This is a genomic window from Allobosea sp. P4_H5, assembly GCF_056400825.1.
The window spans coordinates 257,864-279,820 of sequence record NZ_JBFUKM010000010.1 but is presented as its reverse complement, the minus strand read 5'-3'; the positions used below and the strand labels follow the sequence as shown (position 1 = coordinate 279,820).

The 21,957-nt window shown below is 67.9% G+C and carries 25 protein-coding genes; 12 read left to right on the top strand and 13 right to left on the bottom strand.

Annotated elements, in window-relative coordinates:
• From AC1DS0_RS21495 to tsaD, 5 genes are all read right to left on the bottom strand, one after another.
• The coding region (locus AC1DS0_RS21495) for an AMP-binding protein (protein ID WP_476816307.1) at nt 1-1,118 on the bottom strand (1,118 nt) is incomplete at its 3' end.
• A gap of 180 nt (nt 1,119-1,298) precedes the next feature.
• Nucleotides 1,299-1,709 (bottom strand): EVE domain-containing protein, encoded by a 411-nt coding sequence (locus tag AC1DS0_RS21490; RefSeq protein ID WP_476816306.1) that lies wholly within the window; start codon nt 1,707-1,709, stop codon nt 1,299-1,301.
• The gene (locus AC1DS0_RS21485) at nt 1,709-2,038 is read right to left on the bottom strand and encodes a hypothetical protein (RefSeq protein WP_152011974.1); all 330 of its coding nucleotides are present in this window, start codon (nt 2,036-2,038) and stop codon (nt 1,709-1,711) included. Before AC1DS0_RS21485 ends, AC1DS0_RS21490 begins: the two co-directional genes overlap by 1 nt.
• Nucleotides 2,039-2,051: 13 nt before the next feature.
• Entirely contained in the window at nt 2,052-3,050 is a 999-nt protein-coding gene (locus AC1DS0_RS21480; protein WP_476816305.1) for an NAD(P)H-dependent glycerol-3-phosphate dehydrogenase, read from the bottom strand.
• The gene (tsaD, locus tag AC1DS0_RS21475; protein WP_476816304.1) at nt 3,047-4,090 is read right to left on the bottom strand and encodes a tRNA (adenosine(37)-N6)-threonylcarbamoyltransferase complex transferase subunit TsaD; all 1,044 of its coding nucleotides are present in this window, start codon (nt 4,088-4,090) and stop codon (nt 3,047-3,049) included. The genes AC1DS0_RS21480 and tsaD overlap by 4 nt, the downstream gene beginning before the upstream one ends.
• Before the next feature lie 94 nt (nt 4,091-4,184).
• Here tsaD and AC1DS0_RS21470 point away from each other — a divergent pair, with 94 nt between their 5' ends.
• The 7 genes from AC1DS0_RS21470 to rpoH all read left to right on the top strand — a co-directional run bounded on the left by AC1DS0_RS21470 (nt 4,185) and on the right by rpoH (nt 10,910).
• Nucleotides 4,185-4,385 carry a hypothetical protein gene (locus AC1DS0_RS21470; protein WP_476816303.1) on the top strand — a complete coding sequence of 67 codons (201 nt, stop codon included), beginning with the start codon at nt 4,185-4,187 and terminating at the stop codon, nt 4,383-4,385.
• Nucleotides 4,386-4,416: 31 nt separating this feature from the next.
• Nucleotides 4,417-6,348 (top strand): uroporphyrinogen-III synthase, encoded by a 1,932-nt coding sequence (locus AC1DS0_RS21465; RefSeq protein ID WP_476816302.1) that lies wholly within the window; start codon nt 4,417-4,419, stop codon nt 6,346-6,348.
• A gap of 14 nt (nt 6,349-6,362) precedes the next feature.
• Complete coding sequence (locus tag AC1DS0_RS21460) at nt 6,363-8,030, top strand: heme biosynthesis HemY N-terminal domain-containing protein (protein ID WP_476816301.1); 1,668 nt, start codon at nt 6,363-6,365, stop codon at nt 8,028-8,030.
• Between the two features lie 102 nt (nt 8,031-8,132).
• Nucleotides 8,133-8,402, top strand: a complete 270-nt coding sequence (locus AC1DS0_RS21455; RefSeq protein ID WP_476816300.1) for a type II toxin-antitoxin system ParD family antitoxin — start codon at nt 8,133-8,135, stop codon at nt 8,400-8,402.
• On the top strand, nt 8,338-8,685 hold the full coding sequence (locus AC1DS0_RS21450) for a type II toxin-antitoxin system RelE/ParE family toxin (RefSeq protein ID WP_476816299.1): 348 nt from the start codon (nt 8,338-8,340) through the stop codon (nt 8,683-8,685). Before AC1DS0_RS21455 ends, AC1DS0_RS21450 begins: the two co-directional genes overlap by 65 nt.
• A gap of 79 nt (nt 8,686-8,764) precedes the next feature.
• Nucleotides 8,765-9,805 (top strand): RluA family pseudouridine synthase, encoded by a 1,041-nt coding sequence (locus AC1DS0_RS21445; RefSeq protein ID WP_476816298.1) that lies wholly within the window; start codon nt 8,765-8,767, stop codon nt 9,803-9,805.
• 208 nt (nt 9,806-10,013) lie between these two features.
• Nucleotides 10,014-10,910 (top strand): RNA polymerase sigma factor RpoH, encoded by an 897-nt coding sequence (rpoH, locus tag AC1DS0_RS21440; protein ID WP_326875681.1) that lies wholly within the window; start codon nt 10,014-10,016, stop codon nt 10,908-10,910.
• Here rpoH and AC1DS0_RS21435 read toward each other — a convergent pair whose 3' ends face one another.
• Complete coding sequence (locus AC1DS0_RS21435) at nt 10,911-11,969, bottom strand: DUF2125 domain-containing protein (protein ID WP_476816297.1); 1,059 nt, start codon at nt 11,967-11,969, stop codon at nt 10,911-10,913.
• Between the two features lie 138 nt (nt 11,970-12,107).
• Here AC1DS0_RS21435 and AC1DS0_RS21430 point away from each other — a divergent pair, with 138 nt between their 5' ends.
• Nucleotides 12,108-12,665, top strand: coding sequence for a gamma-glutamylcyclotransferase (locus AC1DS0_RS21430; protein WP_476816296.1), 558 nt, complete (start codon nt 12,108-12,110; stop codon nt 12,663-12,665).
• Nucleotides 12,666-12,745: 80 nt separating this feature from the next.
• Here the strand turns inward: AC1DS0_RS21430 and AC1DS0_RS21425 are convergent, their stop codons facing one another.
• From AC1DS0_RS21425 to ftsE, 5 genes are all read right to left on the bottom strand, one after another.
• Nucleotides 12,746-13,231, bottom strand: a complete 486-nt coding sequence (locus tag AC1DS0_RS21425; protein WP_476816295.1) for a hypothetical protein — start codon at nt 13,229-13,231, stop codon at nt 12,746-12,748.
• A gap of 59 nt (nt 13,232-13,290) precedes the next feature.
• Nucleotides 13,291-14,073, bottom strand: a complete 783-nt coding sequence (locus AC1DS0_RS21420; RefSeq protein ID WP_476816294.1) for a lysophospholipid acyltransferase family protein — start codon at nt 14,071-14,073, stop codon at nt 13,291-13,293.
• 51 nt (nt 14,074-14,124) lie between these two features.
• Nucleotides 14,125-14,859: a YdcF family protein gene (locus tag AC1DS0_RS21415; RefSeq protein WP_476816293.1), complete on the bottom strand. Its 735-nt coding sequence runs from the start codon at nt 14,857-14,859 to the stop codon at nt 14,125-14,127.
• 137 nt (nt 14,860-14,996) lie between these two features.
• Entirely contained in the window at nt 14,997-15,974 is a 978-nt protein-coding gene (locus tag AC1DS0_RS21410; protein ID WP_476816292.1) for a cell division protein FtsX, read from the bottom strand.
• A complete protein-coding gene (gene ftsE, locus AC1DS0_RS21405; RefSeq protein WP_091836354.1) occupies nt 15,961-16,620 on the bottom strand; it encodes a cell division ATP-binding protein FtsE in 660 nt (219 codons plus the stop codon). Before ftsE ends, AC1DS0_RS21410 begins: the two co-directional genes overlap by 14 nt.
• Before the next feature lie 270 nt (nt 16,621-16,890).
• Between ftsE and AC1DS0_RS21400 the strand changes: the two genes are divergently transcribed.
• From AC1DS0_RS21400 to AC1DS0_RS21390, 3 genes are all read left to right on the top strand, one after another.
• On the top strand, nt 16,891-17,718 hold the full coding sequence (locus AC1DS0_RS21400) for a zinc-ribbon domain-containing protein (protein WP_476816291.1): 828 nt from the start codon (nt 16,891-16,893) through the stop codon (nt 17,716-17,718).
• Nucleotides 17,719-17,861: 143 nt separating this feature from the next.
• Entirely contained in the window at nt 17,862-18,422 is a 561-nt protein-coding gene (gene hpt / locus AC1DS0_RS21395) for a hypoxanthine phosphoribosyltransferase (protein WP_476816290.1), read from the top strand.
• 4 nt (nt 18,423-18,426) lie between these two features.
• The gene (locus AC1DS0_RS21390) at nt 18,427-18,801 is read left to right on the top strand and encodes a response regulator (RefSeq protein WP_091836358.1); all 375 of its coding nucleotides are present in this window, start codon (nt 18,427-18,429) and stop codon (nt 18,799-18,801) included.
• Nucleotides 18,802-18,813: 12 nt separating this feature from the next.
• Here the strand turns inward: AC1DS0_RS21390 and AC1DS0_RS21385 are convergent, their stop codons facing one another.
• On the bottom strand, nt 18,814-19,284 hold the full coding sequence (locus AC1DS0_RS21385; protein WP_476816289.1) for a TspO/MBR family protein: 471 nt from the start codon (nt 19,282-19,284) through the stop codon (nt 18,814-18,816).
• Between the two features lie 145 nt (nt 19,285-19,429).
• Here AC1DS0_RS21385 and AC1DS0_RS21380 point away from each other — a divergent pair, with 145 nt between their 5' ends.
• Nucleotides 19,430-20,584: a trans-sulfuration enzyme family protein gene (locus AC1DS0_RS21380; protein WP_476816288.1), complete on the top strand. Its 1,155-nt coding sequence runs from the start codon at nt 19,430-19,432 to the stop codon at nt 20,582-20,584.
• Nucleotides 20,585-20,648: 64 nt separating this feature from the next.
• On the opposite strand, the gene AC1DS0_RS21375 is transcribed toward AC1DS0_RS21380, so the two are convergent.
• Entirely contained in the window at nt 20,649-21,866 is a 1,218-nt protein-coding gene (locus tag AC1DS0_RS21375) for a GGDEF domain-containing protein (RefSeq protein WP_476816287.1), read from the bottom strand.
• Nucleotides 21,867-21,957 lie beyond the last annotated feature (91 nt).

Sequence of the window (21,957 nt, the reverse complement as noted above, 5' to 3'; positions counted from 1 at the left end):
GTCTTCTTCACCGGTTCCTCGCCGGCGCCCATCAGCGAGCGGATCGCGGTCGGGGCGGTGTAGAAGATGTTGACCTTGTGCTTGTCGATCACCTCCCAGAAACGGGAGATCGTCGGATAGGTCGGGATGCCCTCGAACATCAGCGTCGTCGCGCCATTGGCGAGCGGGCCGTAGAGGATGTAGCTGTGGCCGGTGACCCAGCCGACATCGGCGGTGCACCAGTAGATATCACCGTCATGGTAGTCGAAGACGTATTGATGTGTCATCGCGGTGTAGACGAGATAGCCGGCGGTCGTGTGCAGCACGCCCTTCGGCTTGCCGGTCGAGCCCGAGGTATAGAGCAGGAACAGCGGGTCCTCCGCCTTGACCTCGACCGGCGGGCAATGGCCGGAAACCTTGGCGACCTCGTCATGATACCAGACGTCGCGGCCGTCCTTCATGGTGACGTTGCCACCAGTGCGCTTGACCACGATCACCGTCGCGATGCCGCCCTTCACCTTGTCGTCGGCGGCATCGACATTCTTCTTCAGCGGCACGGAACGGCCACCGCGCAGGCCTTCATCGGCGGTGATTACGATCTTCGAATCGGAATCCTCGATCCGGCTCGCGAGCGAATCCGGCGAGAAGCCGCCGAACACCACCGAATGCATCGCGCCGATCCGGGCGCAGGCCAGCATCGCATAGGCCGCTTCCGGGATCATCGGCAGGTAGATCGTGACCCGGTCGCCCTTCTTGACGCCCTTGGCCTTCAGCACGTTCGCGAACTTGCAGACCTCGGTATAGAGCTGCCCGTAGCTGATCTTCTTCGACTCGCTGGGGTCGTCGCCCTCCCAGATGATCGCGGTCTGCTTGGCCCGCGTCGCCAGGTGCCGGTCGATGCAGTTATAGGCGACGTTGGTCGTGCCGTCCTCGAACCATTTGATCGAGACTTTGCCCGGCTTGTAGCTGGTGTTGCGGACCTTCGTATAGGGCTTGAACCAGTCGATCCGCTTGCCCTGCTCGCCCCAGAACTTGTCCGGGTCCTTGATCGAAGCCGCATACATCTTCTTGTACTTGGCGTCGTTCAGATAGGCCTTCTTGGCCCAGGAAGCGGGCACATCGTAGATCATCTCGGTCATAACAGGCGTCTCCCCGGACTTCGGCCGTCATCAGGGCCGGCGTGCAGATCGCGACGGCGATGCCACCGCGATCCGACCAGCCTTTTTCAAGTTGGTCGCATCATAGGGCGCGAAGTCTCGCCGACAAGCGCCGCGGGCTCGCACTTTCGTTGCTGCGACTTTCGGCGGAAATCGGAGCCGTCAGAGCCCGCCCATCTTGCAGACGAGGGCCCATTCCTCGTCCGTCACCGGCTGCACCGAGAGGCGGAACGAGGTGACGAGCGACATCTTGGCGAGCTTCGGCTCAGCCTTGACCGCAGCGAGCGAGACCGGCTTCGGCAAGGGCTTCAGCGCCTTGAAATCGACCAGCACCCAGGGCGGGCCGGCCTCGACCCAAGGATAATGCTCCTTGATGACCTCGGCGATGCCGACGACCTCGAGACCCTCGTTCGAATGATAGAAAAAGACCTGGTCGCCGGTCTTCATCGCCATCAGGTTGAGCTTGGCGGTGTGGTTCTTCACCCCGTCCCAATGCGTGCCCTTGGCGCCGGCCTTGACCAGGTCGTCCCAGGAGTAGACCGAGGGTTCCGATTTGATCAGCCAGTGCGCCATCAGCCTTCGTCCTCTTCCTTCAAGGGCACCGGCGGCCGCGATGCCGCCTCGCCCTGCTCGTTCCAGAATCGCACCATCTCACGCGTCAACCCGGCATAATCCTGTGGGCTGAGCTCGACGCGGACCTCGGCTTCGCCGAAGGGCAGGATCAGCACGAAGCGATGGGTGTCCTCGGCGCGCCGGCGGCGCAGCTCGATCACCCGCCCGGCGATGCGCCCGGCCAGCGGCACCGGCTGGCTCTCGGCCACCAGTTCGGCACCGGTGGTCTTGCGCACCTCGGCGATACCGCGCGCGACGCGCTTCGTCAGGTCGGACCAGTCATTCGCCATGCGCCCTCTCCGCTCAGTTTTCCGACCGCACCGGCCGCGCCAGCAGATCGGCAACTGCTTCCCGCACACCGACCCTCCCGGCGATGATGCTCGACACCGCCTCGGCGATCGGCATGTCGATCGCCTCCGCCCGCGCCATCTCGACCAGTACCGAAGCGGTGAAGGCGCCTTCGGCGAGCTTGCCGCCGGCGGCTTCAGTCGGCGCCTTGCCCTGCCCCAGCGCCTGGCCATAGGCGAAATTGCGCGATTGCGCCGTGGCGCAGGAGAGCACGACGTCGCCCAATCCCGAAAGCCCCATCAGCGTCTCGGCCTGGGCGCCATGCGCTTCGCCGAAACGGCGCAGCTCGGCAAAGCCGCGCGCCACCAGAGCAGCGCGAGCGCTCTCGCCGAGGCCGAGGCCGATGGCGATGCCGGCGGCGATGGCGAGCACGTTCTTGGCGGCACCGCCAATCTCGACGCCACGCGGATCATTGCTGTGATAGATGCGCAGCGCCGAGGAATTCAGCGCCTCCGCCAGCGCCTTGGCCAAAGCCGCGTCGGTTGAGGCCAGCGTCAGCGCCGTCGGCAGGCCGCGCGCGATGTCGGCGGCGAAGCTCGGCCCTGACAGCACCGCCGGAACCGCCTGCGGCAGCGCCTCGGCGATGATCTGCGTGGTGAAGCGCCCGCTGCCCTGCTCGATGCCCTTGGCGGCCGAGATCACCGGCAGCCCTTCCGGCAGCGCTGGAGCGAGCAGTGTCGAGGCCGAACGCAGCGCCTGCGTCGGCACGGCCAGGATCAGCGCCTCGACCTTTCCCAGCGTCGCGATGTCCGACACCGGCTCGATCGCCTCGGGCAGCTTCGCGCCGGGCAATCGCGGCGCCTCGCGCTGCTCGCGCAGGCTCGCCACGGTCTCGGCATCACGGGCCCAGAGCAGGACGCGCCGCCCTGCCCGCGCCGCAGCGAGCGCGAGCGCCGTGCCGAAGGCGCCGGCACCGGCGACGCCGATCGTCCGGTAGCGGCTTTTTGCGCTCACGCCTGGGCCCTGAGTTCGTCCAGCGGCCAGCGCGGACGCGCCACCGCGCTCATGTCGTCGACGAGACCGAGACGCAGGCGCTCCAGCCCGGCCCAGGCGATCATCGCACCATTGTCGCCGCAGAGTGCCGCCGGCGGGGCGACCATCGGCAGGCCAGCCTCGGTCGCGAGGCGCACCAGGCCGTTGCGGATCTGCTGGTTGGCAGCGACGCCACCGGCCACGACCAGGGAGGTTGGCTTGATTCCGGCTTCACGGCAGGCGCGCAAGCCGGCCCGCGTCCGGTCGACCAGCACGTCGACCACCGCGGCCTGGAAGGAGGCGCAGAGGTCGGCGACATCGCGGTCGGACAAGGGCGCGATCCGCTCGGCGACCAGCCGCACCGCCGTCTTCAGGCCCGACAGCGAGAAATCCGGATTGGGCCGCCCGCTCATCGGCCGCGGGAACTCGAAGCGCTCGGGATCGCCCTTCAGGGCCTCGCGCTCGACCGAAGGGCCGCCCGGATAGGGCAGGCCGAGCATCTTGGCGATCTTGTCGAAGGCTTCGCCGACGGCATCGTCGATGGTCGTGCCGAGCCGGAGATAATCGCCGACACCGCGCACTGCGAGCAATTGCGTATGCCCGCCGGAGACCAGCAGCAACAGATAGGGGAAGGCGAGGTCGTCGGTCAGCCGCACCGTCAGCGCGTGCCCTTCGAGATGGTTGATCGCGATGAAGGGCCGGCCCGTCACCAAAGCGATCGCCTTCGCCGTGGTGAGGCCGACCATGACGCCGCCGACCAGCCCCGGCCCGGCCGCTGCAGCAACGCCGTCGATCTCGGACGGCTTCATACCAGCGCTCTCGAAGGCGCGCGCCACGATCCGGTCGATCGCCTCGACATGGGCACGCGCCGCGATCTCGGGCACGACGCCGCCATAGGCGGCATGCGCCGCGATCTGGCTGAGAACCTCGTTCGACAGGATCTTGGCCTCGCCGGAGCGTTCGACGCAGACGATCGCGGCGGCCGTCTCGTCGCAAGTCGTCTCTATGCCCAGAACTCGCATGCTCGTCATGGTGTTGGGCGGGCATCGGCACTGGTCGCCGGGCTGCCGCCGAGGTGCGCGGTTTCGCGCGGGGATTTCCTCCGTATAGTGCTGCATGAAGGAGAAGGCCAATGCCCCGCGCCGGCCCATCTGCACAGAACCGGAGACCTCGCAGCACATGACGGACATGCCGATCGCCGGTTACGCCATCCTTGTCGGCGAATGCCTTGGTTCCGTCACGGAGGCCGCGCAGGGAGCGAGGATCGGGCGCGGATCTCGCGTCCGTATCCAGCCCGGCAGCTTCGATCCGGCCTGAGCCCGCCCGAGGAGACGATATGCGCGTTTTGGTGTTCAGACCGCTTGAGGATGCCGAGCGCAGCGCTCAGAGCTTGCGCGAGCGTGGCAAGGACCCGGTGGTCGCGCCGCTGTTCCAGGTCCTGCCAACAGGCGAGAAGCCGCCCAAGGGACCGTTCGACGCGCTGGTGCTGACCAGCGCCAATGCCGTGCCGGCGCTGGAGGGCCTGCCGAAGAGCTGGCGCGGCGTCCTGCCCGCATTCTGTGTCGGCACGCGCACTGCGGACGCTGCCGGCAAGCTCGGCTTCACCGCCCACAGCGCCAGGGGTGGGCGCGCCGAGCTGCTGGCGCTGATTCTGGAACAGTTGCCGAAGGGCCAGAAGCTGCTCCTCGTCGCCGGCCGCGACCGGCACGAAGACCTGCCGCAGCAACTGGGCGACGCCGGCCACGAGGTGACGATCTGGACCGCCTATGAGGCCAAGGCGGTCGAGGCCCTGCCCACTGCTGCCGCCGATGTGTTGCGCGACGGCTCGGCCGATGCCGCCCTGCACTATTCGCCGCGCAGCGCCGAGGTCTTTTTCGACCTCGCTGGCAAGGCCGGGCTCACCGAGCAGGCGCAGGCCCTGCCGCAGCTGGCGCTCTCGGCCGCGATCGCCGCACCGCTGATCTCGGCCGGGTCCGACACCGTGCTCGTCGCCGAGCATCCCGAGGAGGCCGCGCTCTTCGCCGCGCTTGATCAGCTTCCCGCTCGCACTTTGCTGACCGGCGATGCTAAGGAGCCGGCAGCGGCGGACGACAAGGCGGACAAGGACGAGATGACGGCGGGACCGAGCAGCGACCAAGGCCAGACCGGCAAGCGCCGCAATCGCTCCGGCCGGACGCCGCCGACCATCGAGCTTGCTGCCACCCAGGCCGTGGAGACGCCGCCTGTGGAGGCTGCCGCCTCGGCTACGACCGCAGCCGAAGCCGAACGCATCGAGACCGCCGCCGAAGCGGTCTTGCCGACCGAGGCGCTTCCTGAGGAGTTCACGCCGCCGCCGGTGCCCGAGCAGCAGCGCCGCTACAGCCTGCCGACCGTCGCACTCGCCGGCCTCGCCGGTGGGGTGATCGGCGCCGGCCTGGTGCTGCTGGCTTTACGCCTGGCCGGTCCCGATGAGGGCGCGCGGCTGGCCGAGCTCACCAGGCGCGTCGAGAGCCTGCAGGCGCAGAGCGCCGCGATCGGCGCCATCGACCGCAAGGCGGCGGCGGCGGCCGAAAGCGCCGCCAAGGCGGGCAGCGAGGCGCAGGCCAATGCCGCCCGGCTCGCCGAGCTGGCCAAGACCGCCCCTGCCGGCGCAACCATCCCCGCCGGGCTCAACGAGAAGCTCGACCGCGCCGACAGCACCGCCGCTGCCGCCCGCGATGCGGCCGCGACGCTCGGCCAGCGCCTCGCCGGCGTCGAGGCCGCGACCAGGAGCGCCGCCCAGCCGAGCAGGCAGGCACTCGCCGCGGCGCGCGTCGTCCTGGCCGAGCGCATCCGCGACGCGATCGGCTCCGGCCGGCCCTTCCAGGCCGATCTTACCGCGCTCGGCGATATCCCGGCCGATCAGAAGACGGCGCTCGCCGCCGTCGCCGGCACCGGGGTCGCGACGCGCGACAAGCTGCTGGCGCAGTTCAAGAGCCACCACGCTTTGTTCGTGCGCGAGACCACGCCGGCAGCGAACAGCTGGGAAGACAAGCTGCTCGGCCTTGCCAGCCGCATCGTCACCATCCGTCCGGTCGGTGACTCCGGCTCCAGCGATCCTGCGACCCTGCCGATCCGGCTGGAGGGTGCGCTCGCCCAGAACAACGTCGTCAAGGCGGCCGATCTCTGGACGCAATTGCCCGAGCCGGCGCGGCGCGGCAGCGAAGCCTTCGGTGCGGCGCTGAAGCAGCGCGCGAGCGCGGAGACGACGATCAACCGCATCGCGCAGGATGCGGTCGCGGCGCTGGGCACGGCAGGCTGAGAGGATAGATCCCGATGGTTCGCGTACTGGTCTATCTCCTCGTCATCGCCGCCCTCGCCGCCGGCGCCGTCTGGCTCGCCGACCGGCCGGGCGAGGTCTCGATCCTCTGGCAGGGCTACCGCATCGAGACCAGCGTCGCGATCGCGGCGATCGGCGTCGTCGTGCTCGCCTTCCTCGCTCTGGTCGCTTGGGCGGTGATACGCTTCGTCTTCGGGCTGCCTACGGCCTTCGGCTTCGCCTCGCGAGCCCGGCGCCGAGCCCGCGGCTTCGAAGCGATCTCGCGCGGCATGGTCGCGATCGGCGCAGGCGATCCCATCGCCGCCGGACGCCATGCCGTCGATGCCCGCAAATTCGTTGCCAACGAGCCGCTGACCTTGCTGCTCGAAGCGCAATCGGCCCAGCTCTCCGGCGATCGCGGCCAGGCCGAGGCCGCCTTCAAGGCGATGCTCGACAAGCCGGAGACGCGCGTGCTCGGCCTGCGCGGCCTCTTCGTCGAAGCCCGCCGGCGCGGCGACATGACCGCCGCCCGCGCCTTCGCCGACGACGCGGTGCGCCGCTCGCCCTCGCTTGCCTGGGCCAATGACGCCCTGCTCGATTTCCACACCGCCGCCGGCGACTGGCAGGCGGCTCGCACCGCGGTCGAGCGCCGCGCTGCGCTGCGCCTTGCCGACAAGGGCGAGGCCAAGCGCCAGCGCGCCGTCCTCCTCGCCGCCGAAGCGCTCGAGGCCAAGGACCGCGAGCCCGAAAAGGCGCTCGCCGCGGCGCTCGAAGCCGTCAAGCTCGCACCAGGCCTCACCCCGGCCGCGGCGCTCGCCGGCCGGATGCTCTCCGAGCGCGGCGACATCAAGAAGGCGGCGCGCCTGCTGGAGGCGGCCTGGAAGCAGGTCTCGCATCCCGACATCGCCGGCGCCTATCTCGATGTCCGTCCCGGCGACAGCGCCCGCGACCGCCTCGCCCGGGCGGAGACGCTGACCAAGCTCAGGCCGGCCGATCCCGAGGGCGTGCTGGCGCTCGCCGGCGCCGCCATCCATGCTCAGGACTTCGCCCACGCCCGTACGACCTTGAAGCCGCTGCTCGCCGGCGGCGCCTCGGTCCGCGCCTGCCTGCTGATGGCCGAGCTCGAGGAGGCCGAGCACGGCGCCACCGGCCGCGTCCGCGAATGGCTGGCGCGCGCCACCCGCGCCCCGCGCGACGCCGCCTGGGTCGCCGACGGGCTCGTCTCCGACCAGTGGCTGCCGATCTCGCCGATCTCGGGCCGGCTCGACGCCTTCGTCTGGACGGTGCCGCCGGCAACGCTCGGCAGCCAGGGCTCCCATCTGGACGACGACGTCCTCGCCGATCTCGACGACCCCTCTGCGCCGCTGCTCGAAGGCAAGGCGGAGGTCGCGGAGGCAGTGACGGTTCGCGCCGCCGCCGGGCTTGCTCCTCCCGTGACGGTCGAGCAGCCGAAGGCCGAGGCGAAGCCGGAGCCTAAGGCTGAAACCAAAGCGGAACCGCCCGTCGTACCAACTCCGCCGCCGGCTGAGCCCGTCGTCGAGATCGCTCCGGCAACGACCAAGCCGGCGCCGCAGCAGGCCAAGCCTGCTCCGGTCATCTTTCCGGTCGCGCATGCGCCCGACGATCCCGGCCCGGAGCAGCAGGCGCCGGGCGAGACCAAGGGCCGCTTCCGGATCTTCAGCTAGTGTCGCAACACCGCTGCTGAGTCTCGGCGCAGCTGAATCGCACATAGGAATTTTTGTGAAATAATCACAGGAATGCTACATTGGCCCGGAATGGAGGCCAATATGGCGACTATGACCATCTCACTGCCTGATCCGATGAAAGACTGGATCGAGGCCCGGATCCGGCAGGGCGACTACGCAAGCACCAGTGACTATGTCCGCGATCTCGTGCGCCGTGATCGTGAGCGATCCGCCCATGCCGAGCTGACGCTCACGGACTTGCAGCGCATCGTGGCCGACGCGCGCGCGAGCGGCGTGACTGAGCAGAGTGTTTCTTCCATCCTGGCCGAGGCAAAGGCTGCGGTGGAGGCCAAGCGTGGAGGGCGGGCCTAGCTACGGCCTGACGCGGCGCGCCAGGAACGATCTCTTTGATATCTTCGTCTACGGATACGATCGGTTTGGCGCGCGGCAAGCGGAAACCTACGCCACCAGCCTTGAACACGCGTTCGAGCTTCTTGCCGCGAACCCACGAATGGGGCGTGAAGCAAGATCGATCGGACCAGGCGTACGTCGCCACGAGCACGCATCCCACATCATCCTTTATGAAGAAGCGCCGCCAGGAATCCTGATCCTCGCCCTCGTGCACTCTCGCAGTGTGCTAAGACTTTCCTTGTGAGAGCGTCGCAGGCGACCAATGTTCTGAACCGACGACAGCGCCTGATGCGGTTCTCTTCAAGCGCGCCTATAGAACCCTCATGACCGCTTCCACATCCTCATCTTCTTTCTCATCCACCGCCACCGAACTCGTCATCGCGCCCGAGCAGGCCGGACTGCGCCTCGACAAGGCGCTTGCTCTGCTCGGCGGCGAGGTCTCGCGCGCCCGCCTGCAGCAGGTGATCAAGGAAGGCGGCGTCAGCATCGACGGGGTGGTGGTCGCCGATGGCAGCCGCAAGGTCGCCGCCGGCCAGCGGCTTTCCCTCGTCATGCCCGAGGCCAAGCCCGCCGCGCCGATCGGTCAGGACATCCCGCTCACCGTCGTCTTCGAGGACGAGCACCTGATCGTCATCGACAAGCCGGCCGGGCTCGTCGTCCACCCCGCCGGTGGCCATGAGGATGGCACGCTGGTCAACGCGCTGATCGCCCATTGCGGCGAGAGCCTTTCGGGCATCGGCGGCGTACGCCGGCCGGGCATCGTCCACCGGCTCGACAAGGACACCAGCGGCCTGCTCGTCGTCGCCAAGAACGATAGGGCGCATCGCGGCCTCGCCAAGCAGTTCGCCGATCATGGCCGGACCGGCCCTCTCGAACGGGCCTATCTCGCTCTGGTCTGGGGTTCGCCGCGCCGGCAGACCGGCACGATCGACGCTCCGATCGAGCGCTCGAATCGCAATCGCGAGAAGATGATGGTGGTTGGCGAAGGCCGCGGCCGCGAAGCGATCACCCATATTGAGCTGATCGAACGTTATCCGCCCTTGCTGCGCGGCCATGAGGAGGTCGAGGCGCTGGCGAGCCTGGTCGAATGCCAGCTCGAGACCGGCCGCACCCATCAGATCCGTGTCCATATGAGCCATATCGGCCACCCGCTGCTCGGCGACCAGCTCTACGGCTCCGGCTTCATGACCAAGGCGAGCCGCCTGCCCGAGAAAGCCCGCGCCGCGCTCGCCGATCTCGGCCGTCAGGCGCTGCATGCGCGCCTGCTCGGTTTCGAGCATCCGGTCACCGGCGAGGAATTGCGCTTCGAGTCGGAACCACCGGCTGACTTTGCACGTTTGCAAGCAGAACTCTCGATCCTGTGACCGATTTTTGCTGCGCCGCCCACTTTCCGCCACCCTCGCATCGTCTATACTGCGTTGCGAAAGCGGATGGCTAAAGGGGCGCCGCTAGGGTGTCATCGCGGGCGACAGGGCGAAGGTCGTCGTCAACGCACAGCACCGAACGATCCTGCCCGATGGAACATCGGGTGGTTGGCTCGCCGCAGAGCGGGAGCCGGAAAGGAGTACGAGCATGGCGACTGCGTCGTTGCCCGTCATGTCCGCGGAGGGCGGACTTTCACGTTATCTTGACGAGATCCGTCGGTTCCCGATGCTGGAGCCGAATGAGGAATTCATGCTGGCCAAGAGCTGGCGCGAGCATGGCGACCGCAACGCGGCGCACAGGCTCGTGACCTCGCACTTACGCCTCGTCGCCAAGATCGCCATGGGCTATCGCGGCTACGGGCTGCCGATGGGCGAAGTCGTATCGGAAGGCAATGTCGGCCTGATGCAGGCGGTCAAGCGTTTCGAGCCCGACAAGGGCTTCAGGCTCGCGACCTATGCGATGTGGTGGATCAAGGCCTCGATCCAGGAGTACATCCTGCGTTCCTGGTCGCTGGTGAAGATGGGCACCACCGCCAACCAGAAGAAGCTGTTCTTCAACCTGCGCAAGGCCAAGAGCAAGATCTCGGCACTGGGCGAGGGTGATCTCAAGCCCGATCAGGTCAAGACCATCGCGACCAAGCTCGGCGTCAACGAGCAGGACGTGATCGACATGAATCGCCGCCTCGGCGGCGATGCTTCGCTGAACACGCCGCTGCGCGAGGATGGCGAGGGCGAGTGGCAGGACTGGCTCGTCGACGACAGCGAGAGCCAGGAGCGCCGCCTCGCCGATTCGGAAGAGAGCGACAACCGCCATCTGGCGCTGCGCGAGGCGCTGGGCGTTCTGAACGACCGCGAGCGCCGCATCTTCGAGGCGCGCCGCCTCGCCGAGGACCCGATCACCCTGGAGGAGCTCTCCGAGGAGTTCGGCGTGTCGCGCGAGCGCGTCCGCCAGATCGAGGTCCGCGCCTTCGAGAAGGTGCAGGACGCGGTCAAGAAGGCGCTGGTGAAGATCGAGGCGCCGCGGGCGGCCCTGCCCGCGGCCTGATCAATAGAGCGGCAGCAAGGGCTGCAGAGGCAGCCTGAGCGGGCCGAGAAAGACCCTGCCCTCGCGCAGGACGAGCGGCGGCAGCGGCGAAAGCCCTGCCGCCGTATTGCTTTGCCCGCCATCGCCGGTGCGCCCGCCGAGCAGGGCGCCGAGCCCCGCTGTCAGCCCGCCGACCTTGATGCCGGCGATGCGGTCGACGCCGGCCACCGCCGCCACGACCTTGCCGGCCGGCCGGTGCGCCTCGTCGAGCGTCACCTGGCCGCTCGCCTCCAGCCGCGTCGGCCCCTTGACCAGGACGAGCTTGGTCACATCCAGGATGCCGCCGGCCGTGCGCCAGGCTTCGAGCGCATCGGGGTTGAAGCCGCGCCGGAAGGACGGGGCGCGCGACAGGCTGGTCTGCAGATCGAGATCGGCAGGCTGGCCATTGCCGATCAGCACCTCCAGCGCCGGCAGCACGCCGCCCTTGGCGTTGACGGCGAGATCGACCGTGCCGTCGCTGGCAAAGCGCTGTGGATTGGGGCGCAGATGCGCCTCGGCGGCGCTCGCACGCCAGGTCTCGGCGGCACCCTGCCCCGGCTCTGTGACGGTCAGCACCGGCTCGCCCAGCACCAGCGAGAAGCGCTCGAAGGCGAGCCCGCTGAGATGCAGGCTCGCGGCCAGTTCCTTCCAGTCGAGCGCGGCCTTGCGGCCTTGCGGCAGGTTGGCCAGCATCGGCCCGGTCATCTGCAGGATGATGTGGCCGGGCGTCCAGACCTGTGCGACCGCGACGGCCGGCCCGGCGTCGACCTTCACCTCGTCACCCCAACGCGAGGAGGTCAGCGTCAAGCTGGCGCAGCGCACCTCGATGCGGAAGGGATAGCCACCGACGCTGCGGTCCCGGCAGGTCCAATTGCGGCCGGCCCGTGCCTCGCGGGCGATGCCGGCATCGAGTTCCTGGTCGACCTTGCTGCGCGCGAAGCCCCAGACGCCCGACCAGCCGGCGGCGAGGAGCGCCAGCAGCACGAAGGGCGCGTAGAGCCAGAAGCGGCCATGCCGGCGCACGGGCGTGGTATCGGACATGCGCGGGCGCTCCATTGCGAAAATCTCGGCAGGTTGATAGCGACCGGGGCCGCGGCACGCCAGCGCTGACGCAGATTATCCGCCAACCGGTCGCGAAGCCTCTCTGGCGAGGCAAACGGGCTAAATTGTGAGGATCGGATGACGGCGCCGCTTCCGCCGGAAGATCTCTGGGTGTTCGGCTACGGTTCGCTGATCTGGCGTCCCGGCTTCGCCTTCGTCGAGCGCTCGGGCGCCCGCCTGCACGGTTATCACCGCGCGCTCTGCATCTACTCGCATGTCCATCGCGGCACGCCCGAGGTGCCGGGACTGGTGCTGGGCCTCGATCGCGGCGGCATCTGCCGCGGCGTCGCCTTCCGCATTCCAGCCGACCAGGCGGAGGAGACGATCGATTATCTGCGCGCCCGGGAGCAGGCGACAGCGGTCTATCTCGAACGGCGGCTGGCGCTTCGGCTCGACGACGGACGGCGGCTCAACGCACTCACCTACATCGCTGACCGCAACCACGAGCAATATGCCGGCCGCCTGCCCGAGGAGGCGGTGCTCGCCTTCGTGCGCCAGGGCAAGGGCGTCTCGGGCGAGAACCCGGACTATGTCCGGCGCACCCATGAGCATCTGCACGAAATGGGCATCCACGACCCGCTGTTAGCCCATCTCGTGGCGGAGCTGGATAGAGCGAGCAGGCCAGCGATCGGCTGAGCTCCCTCTCAGCCCTCATCCTCAGGAAGCCCGCAGGGCCATCTCGAAGGATGAGGCCTGAGGAATAGGCGACACGGCGCTCACGCCTCCGGCATCAGGTCGCAGAGCGCAGCACGGCGGCCGGCGCTGTCTTCCGCCAGGAGATGGACATGGATCTCGCTGGCGCCGGCCATGGCGACGGCGTCGCGCCAACGCGTCAGAGCCGCATCGATTCCGAACGGGCCACTGTCGCGCGCCGCAACGATCTTGCGGTCCGGCGACACCGCCAGCAGCACCGCATCGGTGAAGCCGAGCGCATGCCCATCCTGGATGGCGAAGACCGAAGCGACATAACGCCGCCCCGAGCGACCGCGCCAGGCGGTGAAGCGACGTTCTGCAAGCTGAGCGGTGGCGCGCAGCGGCATCTCGCGAACCTGCCCCGGCAAGGCTGAAGCATCGTCGAACAGCGAAGCCGCGCGCTCCGCCTTGGCAGGCTGCAGCGCCTCCAGCAGGTTGAGCTGGCGCGGCATCTTGTCGAGTGACCGGTTGCGGTCGAATGGGAAACGGGCTCGGGCCAAAGCAGCCATGTCGTTCCTCCTTTGTTCTAGAACAAAATCGGAACAGAACGATCCAATGTCAAGGCCGATCAGGCGCCGGCCTGCGGCTCCTGCCGTATGCTGACAGGAGCAGGCACCCCGAGCCGCTCGAGTTCGGCCAGCCCGTCCGCGAGAAGACGGTTGCTCGCAGTCTCGATCTGCTCCTGCAACAGGGCGTGGAACGCCGTCTTGTGCATGCCCGGCGGGATCGCCGGCATGATCTCGACCTTGACCGTGCCCGGCCGCTTGATCAGGCTGCGCCGCGGCCAGAACAGCCCGGCATTGAGCGCGACCGGCACGCAAGGCACGCCCAGCTCGGTGTAAAGATGGGTGACGCCGTATTTATAGGCCGGCTCGGCCCCGGCCGGCCGGCGCGTGCCCTCCGGAAAGATCATCAATTGGCGCCCGTTCTGGCCGAGTTCGATCTTGGCGCGCCGGGTCACGGCCTGCAGAGCCCGGCTACGGGCGCCGCGATCGACCGGGATCATCCTGAGCTTCAGCAGGCACCAGCCGAAGAACGGCAGCCAGGTCAGTTCGCGCTTGAGGATGTAGACGGGATTGCGGAACACCGTGATCAGCGCGAAGGTCTCCCAGGTCGACTGGTGCTTCGCCGCCATGATGATGCCGCCGGGCGGGATGTTCTCGAGGCCCTTGATCTCGTAGCGCGTGCCGACGATCACCCGCATCCACCAGAGCGAAGTCTGCGCCCAGCACAGCGCGATCTTCAGCAGGAAGCGCGGCGGCAGCACCATCGTCACCATGGCTGCGAGCAGCCAGAATGCGAGGTTCAGGTAAAAGGCGATGTTGAACAGGATCGAGCGGATCAGCAGCATGGTCCGCAAGAACCCCGGCCACCGATGCGCGTCAAGAGCCCGCCGGAAAGATCAGGCGCCGCGCGCCGGTGCCGGCGCCCGCGAGCGCTTGTCGTAATCGGGGCCGATCAGCTCGCCCGGCTTGGGCGAGATCGGCTTGCGGCCGCCGATGATCACTGAGAGCCGCGAAGTCTCGGGGTCGGTCTCGAGCTTGCTGCGCAGCGCGGCGACCAGGTATTTGAGGTATTCCGGCACCAGCAGGCGGATCGCGTGCCAGTCGCGCCACCAGCCGGCGACGTCGACCTGATCGGTCACCACCGGGTGCGGCACGAAGCGCACGCCCGGCATGGCATGGCGAAGCTCGAGCAGCGTGCGTGGCATGTGGTAGTTCGAGGTCACCACCAGCAGCGAGCGGAAATCGTGGCGGCGGACCCAGCGTCGCGTCTCGATGGCGTTGCCGATCGTGTTGCGGGCGCGATAATCGAGATCGACGCAGCAGGCGAGCGCCTCGCGCGCGCTCGGATTGAGCTTGGCCAGTTCGTCGCGGCCGGTCCGCTCGTTGACGCCGCTGATCAGCAGGCGCCGTCCGCGATCGGCATTGAGCAGGCTGACGGCGTCGCCGATGCGCTGCGCTCCCCCGGTGACGACGACGATCGCATCCGTGCGCGGCGGCGAGCCGGCTTCGGTCAGCGACAGGCCGGTGGCGAACCGGACATAGCCGGCAGCCACGACGAAAGAGCCGAGAAGGAAGGTCCAGAACAGGAAACGGCGAAACCAGCGGCGCCGCGGGGAAGCAGGCGTCGTCATCGGTCGCAGGGCAGCCGGGCTGTCCTCAACGCAGGGAAAATGACCTTGCCGGGTTCCAAGCAGCACCATGAGATCAGGATACTAACGGCCCAATCGGGCACAATGACGGCATTCCCACAACCCCGCCGCGCAGCGAGTCAGCCCATTGCCCTGAGATAATGGCGCACCGTCAACCGCGAGACGAGTCCCGCGATCGTCGCAACCACAGCCGCGACCAGGATGACGACTGCATAGCCGGACCAGCCGATTTCAAAGGCGCCGAACAACGCCTGCAACTGGTCGGCCTCGGGCGTTGCGCTCCAGGCCGAGGACAGGAAGCCGAGCAGCGCGATCGCGATAATCGCCGCCAGTCCCCCGGCCGCGCCGCCGCGCAGGCCGAGCGCGACGAAGCGCGTCTGGAATTCGCGGGCGATGAACTCGTCGGTCGCTCCCACGAAATGCAGCACTTCGACCGAGTCGCGGCTGCCGGCCATGGCGCCGCGGGTCGCGAAGGCGACGGCGAGCCCGGCCGCCACCAGCACCAGCAGCACCACCGCGACGCCCGCGAGGATGATCGTGCTGGCCATGGTCGAGAGCCGGCGAACCCAGAGCCGGTGATCGTCGAGCGTCGCGCTCGGCACCTCGCGCCGCAATGTCTGGCCGAAGGCGACGAGTTCACTGGCGGAGGTCGAGGACAGCCGCAGCACGATCAAACGCGGGATCGGCAGTTCGACGAGGTCGAGCCCGGCTCCGAGCCAGGGCTCGAGCAGCTTGTCCGATTCCGCCTTCGGCATCGGCTTGGCCTCGGAGACACTCGGCACGGCTCGCGCCAGTTCGACCGCGCGGGCGATGTCCCGCTCGATGTTGCGGCGCGGATCGGGCCTGACCTGGATCGTCATCTCGTTGGCAACCGCCCCCCGCCATTGCTCGGAGGCGCGGGCGGCGAGCAGCGCCGCGCCGGCGCTCAGCGCCGCCAGGAAGGTCAGGATGGCGATAACGACGACAAGCGCGCGCCCGGCAACCGAATCCACCGGCACCAGTGGCTGGTCGCGGCGCAGGCTCGCCGGCAGGCGCTGACCACCGCGCGGCCGCTCTTCCTCGGCCTCGTCCATGTCGAGGGGCTCAGGCATCGACATGCAGATGCCCATCCGCCAGCACCAGACGCGGCGCGTCGTAGAGTTCCATCAGCGCGATGTCGTGGGTCGCGATCACCACCGCCGTTCCCAGCGACTGCAATTCCATGAACAGCCTGAGCAGACGCCGGCCGAGGCCGGGATCGACATTGCCGGTCGGCTCGTCGGCGAGCAGCAATTGCGGCCGGCTGATCAGGGCGCGCGCGATCGCGGCGCGCTGCTTTTCGCCGCCGGACAGGACCGCCGGCACCGCATGCATGCGCTCGCCGAGCCCGACCCAGCGCAGCAGCTCGACGACCTCGGCGCGATAGCTCGCCTCGTCCTTGCCGAGGACGCGCAGCGGCAGTGCGACGTTCTCGTAGACGGTCAGGTGATCGAGCAGACGGAAATCCTGGAAGACGACGCCCATGCGCCGACGGAAATCGGTGAGCGTGGCAGCTTCGAGGCGCGAGACGTCCTGGCCGAAGAGATTGACCAGGCCGCGCGTCGGTTTGAGCGCCATCAGGACCAGGCGGATCAACGTGGTCTTGCCCGCGCCCGACGGCCCGGTCAGATACTGGAAGGAGCGCGGCGCGATGCTGAAGTTGATGTCCTTCAGCACCTCCGGCCCCATCCCGTACCGCAAGCCGACATTCTCGAACCGAACCAACGCACTTCCTCTCGCTGATCTTTTCCGAATCGTGCCGGACGAGCGCCGAGCCGACACGACCTTACACCGAGACCTCGCCCCGGCGGAAAGCGCCGGCAGGTTTTCCTCAGCCCTGCACGGCGCAGGCTTTACGCGACGTTAACCATAAATCGACCCTATGGGAGGCGGAGCCGCTGACCGCACCCGCTTGCGCTTGCGCGCAGCGGCGAGAGGATCAGGCTCCGGACCGACATCTCTGGGATGCAGCGCGGAGCGAGCATTTTTAAGGCCATGCAGATCGTCTGCCCCAACTGCGCCAGCCGGTACGAGATCGCCGAGGCCAAGATCGGGGCCGGCGGCCGCAAGGTGCGCTGCGCCAGCTGCCAGACGACCTGGCAGATCGAGGCGCCGCGCGCCTCCGACGCGCAGCCGGCAGAGGAAGTCCTGCAATCCGAGCTGGATGCCGCGATCCCGGAGCTTCCCAGTCCCCCCAGCGCCGAACAGACCGCCGCCGAGCTGGAGGAGGAGCTGCGCCGCGCCGCCGAGATCGACGCCAACATCTCGGCGATCGCGTCGGAGCAGACCGAGCCTCCGCAGCCGGACGCAGCACGATCACCGCCTCCTGGGCGCAAGCGCAGCTGGATCGCGCCCCACAATCCGGCGGCACGCCTGTCGTCGGCAGCAGCCGGCATCTTCGTCGCCGCCGGTCTCGCCGCGCTCGGCCTCGGCCTCTGGCAGCGCGAGCGCATCGTCCGGATGGTGCCGCAATTCGCCGGGCTCTACGCGAGCATCGGCTTGCCGGTCAATGTGCGCGGGCTCGCCTTCAGCGCCGTCGAGAGCGAACTGGTCCAGGATCAGCAGGGTCGCTTCCTCGTCGTCTCCGGCGATGTCACCAACATCGCCAAGGGCGCGACCAGGGTGCCGCCGATCACGGTGATGGTGCAAAGCGAGGACGGCAAGGTGCTCTACAGCTGGACGACGGAGCCGCCGCGCCCGTCGCTGGAGCCGGCGGAGCTGATGCATTTCCGTGCCCGCCTCGCCTCGCCGCCCAATGACGGACGCTCTGTGCAGCTTCGCTTCGGCGCCGGCAGCCCCGGCGGCATCGCCAGCCTCTACTGATCTCTCCCGACTGGTTTCCACACCGCCACGGCCCAGCCGCTTCAATTGTCGGCGCATGGACGCTATGACTGGGGCCTGAAGAGATTAGCCCGCGATCACGGGGCTGCGCGGGCATCGGCCCGCGCCGAAAGGAACGGTCGTCGATGTCCCAGCCCAAGCGTATCCGCGTTCTCTACGACGAGGCGGCGATCGCCGCGCGCAATGCCGAAATGGCCACCGAGATCGCCGCCAATGCCGGCGAGGACCTGCTCGTCGTCGCGGTGCTGAAGGGCAGCTTCATGTTCGTCGCCGACCTGATCCGCGCCATGCATCGCGCCGGCATGACTCCGCAGGTCGAATTCGTGCATTTGTCGAGCTATCGCGCCGCCACCGTATCCTCCGGCCAGGTCGAGATCCTGCGGGATGTGCAGAGCGACGTCCGCGGTCGCCACGTCCTGCTCGTCGACGACATCCTCGAATCCGGCCGTACGCTTGCCTTCGCCAAGGACCTGCTCGCGGCGCGTGGCGCCGCCCGCGTCTCGACCGCCGTGTTGCTCGAGAAGCCGGCCAAGCGCGCCGTCAACATCGAAGCGGATTATGTCGGCTTCGAATGCCCTGATTATTTCGTCGTCGGCTACGGCATGGACGTCGCCCATTCCTATCGCCAATTGCCCTATGTCGGCGTGATCGAGACCGCCGACCAGGCCGGCCTGCCGGGGATCTGAAGCAATGTCGCGCATTCTCGTGGTCGATGACGAGGAGAGCCTGCGCTCGCTGGTCGCGCGCGGCCTCGCCATGGACGGGCACGATTGCCTGACCGCCGGCGACGGCGCCGAGGCGCTCGACATCCTGATGGCCGAGCAGGGCCATTTCGACCTGCTGCTCACCGATATCCGCATGCCGCTGATGGACGGCATCGCGCTGGCGCTCGCCGCCAAGCAGCACTTCCCCGACCTCACCATCATGCTGATGACCGGCTATGCCGAGCAGCGCGAGCGGGCAAAAAGCCTGGAGACGATCGTCTCGGAGGTGATGACCAAGCCTTTCACCATCGCCGAACTGCGCGAGACGGTGCTGCGCGTGATCGAGCGCTCGATCGGGTGAGCAGCCGCGAGGCTAGCCGTTCAGCCACCAGATCGAGGCGTTGAGCAGGCTCGCGAACGAGACCCAGGCGAGATAGGGCACGAACAAGGCCACGGACACTCGGTCGCCCAGCCCTTCGAAACGGCGCATCGTCCAGATCATCGCCGCCAACAGCAGCGCGATCACGACCAGTCCGCCCGCCGGGCCGTTCAGGCCGAAGAACACGCAGGACCAGAGCATGTTGAGCGCAAGCTGGACATGGTAGGCGAACAGCGTCTGCGCCCTGCCCGGCGTCTCGACCGGCCGGCGCAGAACGCGGAACGCGGCCAGAGCCATCAATGCGAACAGCGTCGTCCACACAGGAGCGAACAGCCAGTTCGGCGGATTGAAGGGTGGCTTGGCGAGGCCGGCATACCAGCCCGGAATCTGCGGCACCGTCACGGTGCTGCCGATCAGCGACGCCGCGACCACCGGCAGGATGGCGAGGAGTGCGGCAAGCCACACATTCAGCTGACGAGCGGTGCTGCCTGTCGATATGCTCATGCGGCGAGAATGGGGTGCGCCTGCGCGCCGCACAAGACGAGCCTCTTGCACCGCAACAATTCAGATGAGATGAATTTTCTCACATAGTGGAAATCGGATCGCCCCCATGACCAAGCGCCTGCTGCATCCCCGTTCGCTCGCCGCTCAGGCCATGGGCAAGATCGACCCGCTGACCAAGGCCGTCGTACCGCCGATCCATATCTCCACCACCTATATTCGCGACGAGGACAACGCCTATTCCTCCGGCTTCATCTATGGCCGGCCGGACAATGAGACCGTGCATGAGGCGCAGGCCGTGCTCGCCATGCTGGAGGAGGCCAAGGCCGGCGCCCTGCTGTTCGGCTCGGGGATGGCCGCGGCGACCGCCGTGTTCCAGGCGCTCTCCCCCGGTGACCATGTCGTCGCCTCCAAGGTGATGTACTGGGCGCTGCGCTCCTGGCTGCTGACCGAGGCGACGCGCTGGGGGCTGAAGATCGACTTCGTCGAGAGCGACGATCTCGCCAAGCTGAAGGCCGCCGTGAAGCCCGGCGTCACCAAGCTGGTCTGGATTGAAACGCCATCCAACCCGCTCTGGACCATCACCGATATCGCCGCCGCCGCCGAGATCGCTCATGCGGCCGGTGCCAGGCTCGCGGTCGACTCGACCTGCGCCTCCCCCGTGCACACCCGCCCGCTCATGCTGGGCGCCGACATCGTCATGCATGCCGCGACCAAGGTGCTGAACGGCCATTCCGACGTGATCGCCGGCGCGCTCTGCGCCAATGCCGATGACGATTTCTGGGCCCGGATCAAGACCGTGCGCAAGGGCCAGGGCGGCATCCTCGGGCCGTTCGAGGCTTACCTGCTGATGCGCGGCATGCGCACGCTTCATGTCCGGCAGGAACGGCAGTCGGCCTCGGCCATGGCGCTGGCGCAGAAGCTCTCGGCGCACCCGCTGGTCTCGCGCGTGCTCTATCCCGGCCTGCCGCAGCATCCCGGCCACGACATCGCTGCCCGCCAGATGGAAGGCGGCTTCGGCTTCATGCTCTCGGTCCAGGTCAGCGGCGGCGAGGCCGCGGCGGTCAAGTCAGCCGCCCATGTCGAGCTCTATAAGCGCGCGACCTCGCTCGGCGGCGTCGAGAGCCTGATCGAGCACCGCGCCTCGATCGAGGGCGCCGGCTCCCCCTGCCCGCCCGACCTGCTGCGCCTCTCGACCGGCATCGAGGATGTCGAGGACCTCTATGCCGATCTCGACCAGGCGCTGAAGACCGGACACGCCTGAGCGGCTCGGCTTTCGCGTCGCTGCGCTGGAGCATTGGCGCGATTCGGAGAATCGCCGGAATGCTCTAGCCAGCCTTGAGTCGAACAAGGTCGGCAGCATCGCGCCGTCCATCCGGCGACGACCAGCTGTGGGCCAGGAATTCCGTGTCGTCCGCACTGACCGCGACTTGGTCGCGGCCACCCCGCTTGGCTGCATACAGCGCCTTGTCCGCATCATGCAGAAGCGTGTCGAAATCGATGGCGACGTCCTCGGAATAGGCGACGCCGGCGCTGACAGTGCTTGTGAACGAGCCGCCACTCCCGCTGAAATGGCGCTTGGCGAGGCGCCCGCGCACGCCATCGGCGAGTTTCGCAGCTGTGACGAGCGAGGCTCCCGGCAACAACAGCGCGAATTCCTCGCCGCCAAGCCGAGCAGCAAGGCCCTCCGATCGGCAAGACAGCGCCAGGATCTTCCCGAAGCTTCGCAGCACGTCGTCGCCTGCCAGATGACCATGGACATCGTTGGTCGTCTTGAAGTGGTCCATGTCGAAAATGACGAGCGCGGTGGGGCCTTTGATGTCGCCCGCAATACGGCTGAGCAGCGCCCGCCGGTTGAGCAGACCGGTCAGAGGATCGGTCTCGGCATCGCGCTTGTGGCTGCGCGCCAACCGCGCCTGGTTGAGCGCCAGGGAAAGAGCGCCGATCCCGGAAAGGGTGGCCAGACAGATGACGATATTGAGGTCTTCGGCCCAATTCGACGGAGCCTGCGACAGGCGCCACTCGCCGTCCTGCAGCAGCAGGATGGCGCAGGGGACGAAGGAGAGCCCCGTCACGACATAAAGAGCCGTCAGCAGCGGGATGGCCAAGCGGGCTTCGGCGCGCCCGAGCCAGTAGTCCCATGCCGTGATCAGAAGGATGATCGTCGCTGCCGCATTGAGCATGACGATGGCGGCGCCGTTGTAGCCGGCCAGCATCGGGACCGCCATGGCGATGGATGATGCGATCGCCATGATCGCCATGCTGCGCCAGGGCAGAACGCCTGTGCGGAACTCCCGGCCGGCGCCGAACACGAAGGCAAGGCCAGTCAGCAGGATCATGTACCCGGCCGCGCCGACGGCCGGCGACATGGTCTGGGCGTACCAGCTGTAGATCAGCACGCCGAGCGCCATGAACCCCACACCGAAAGTCCAGGCTATCAGGAAGCGTTCCGTCCTGGAGGCAAGCCAGCTGACGAAAAAGGTGATCGCCAATCCGCAACCGGAAAGAGCAAAGGCTGTCAGCAGCGAATGGTAGTCCAGCGGCAAGGCATACTCTGCGGCAGTTGGCGAGAGGTGCGCGGGTTATGGACCAGCTGCCGTTGCAGAAAATTTAAACTGATCGCGTGGATTCCGAGCT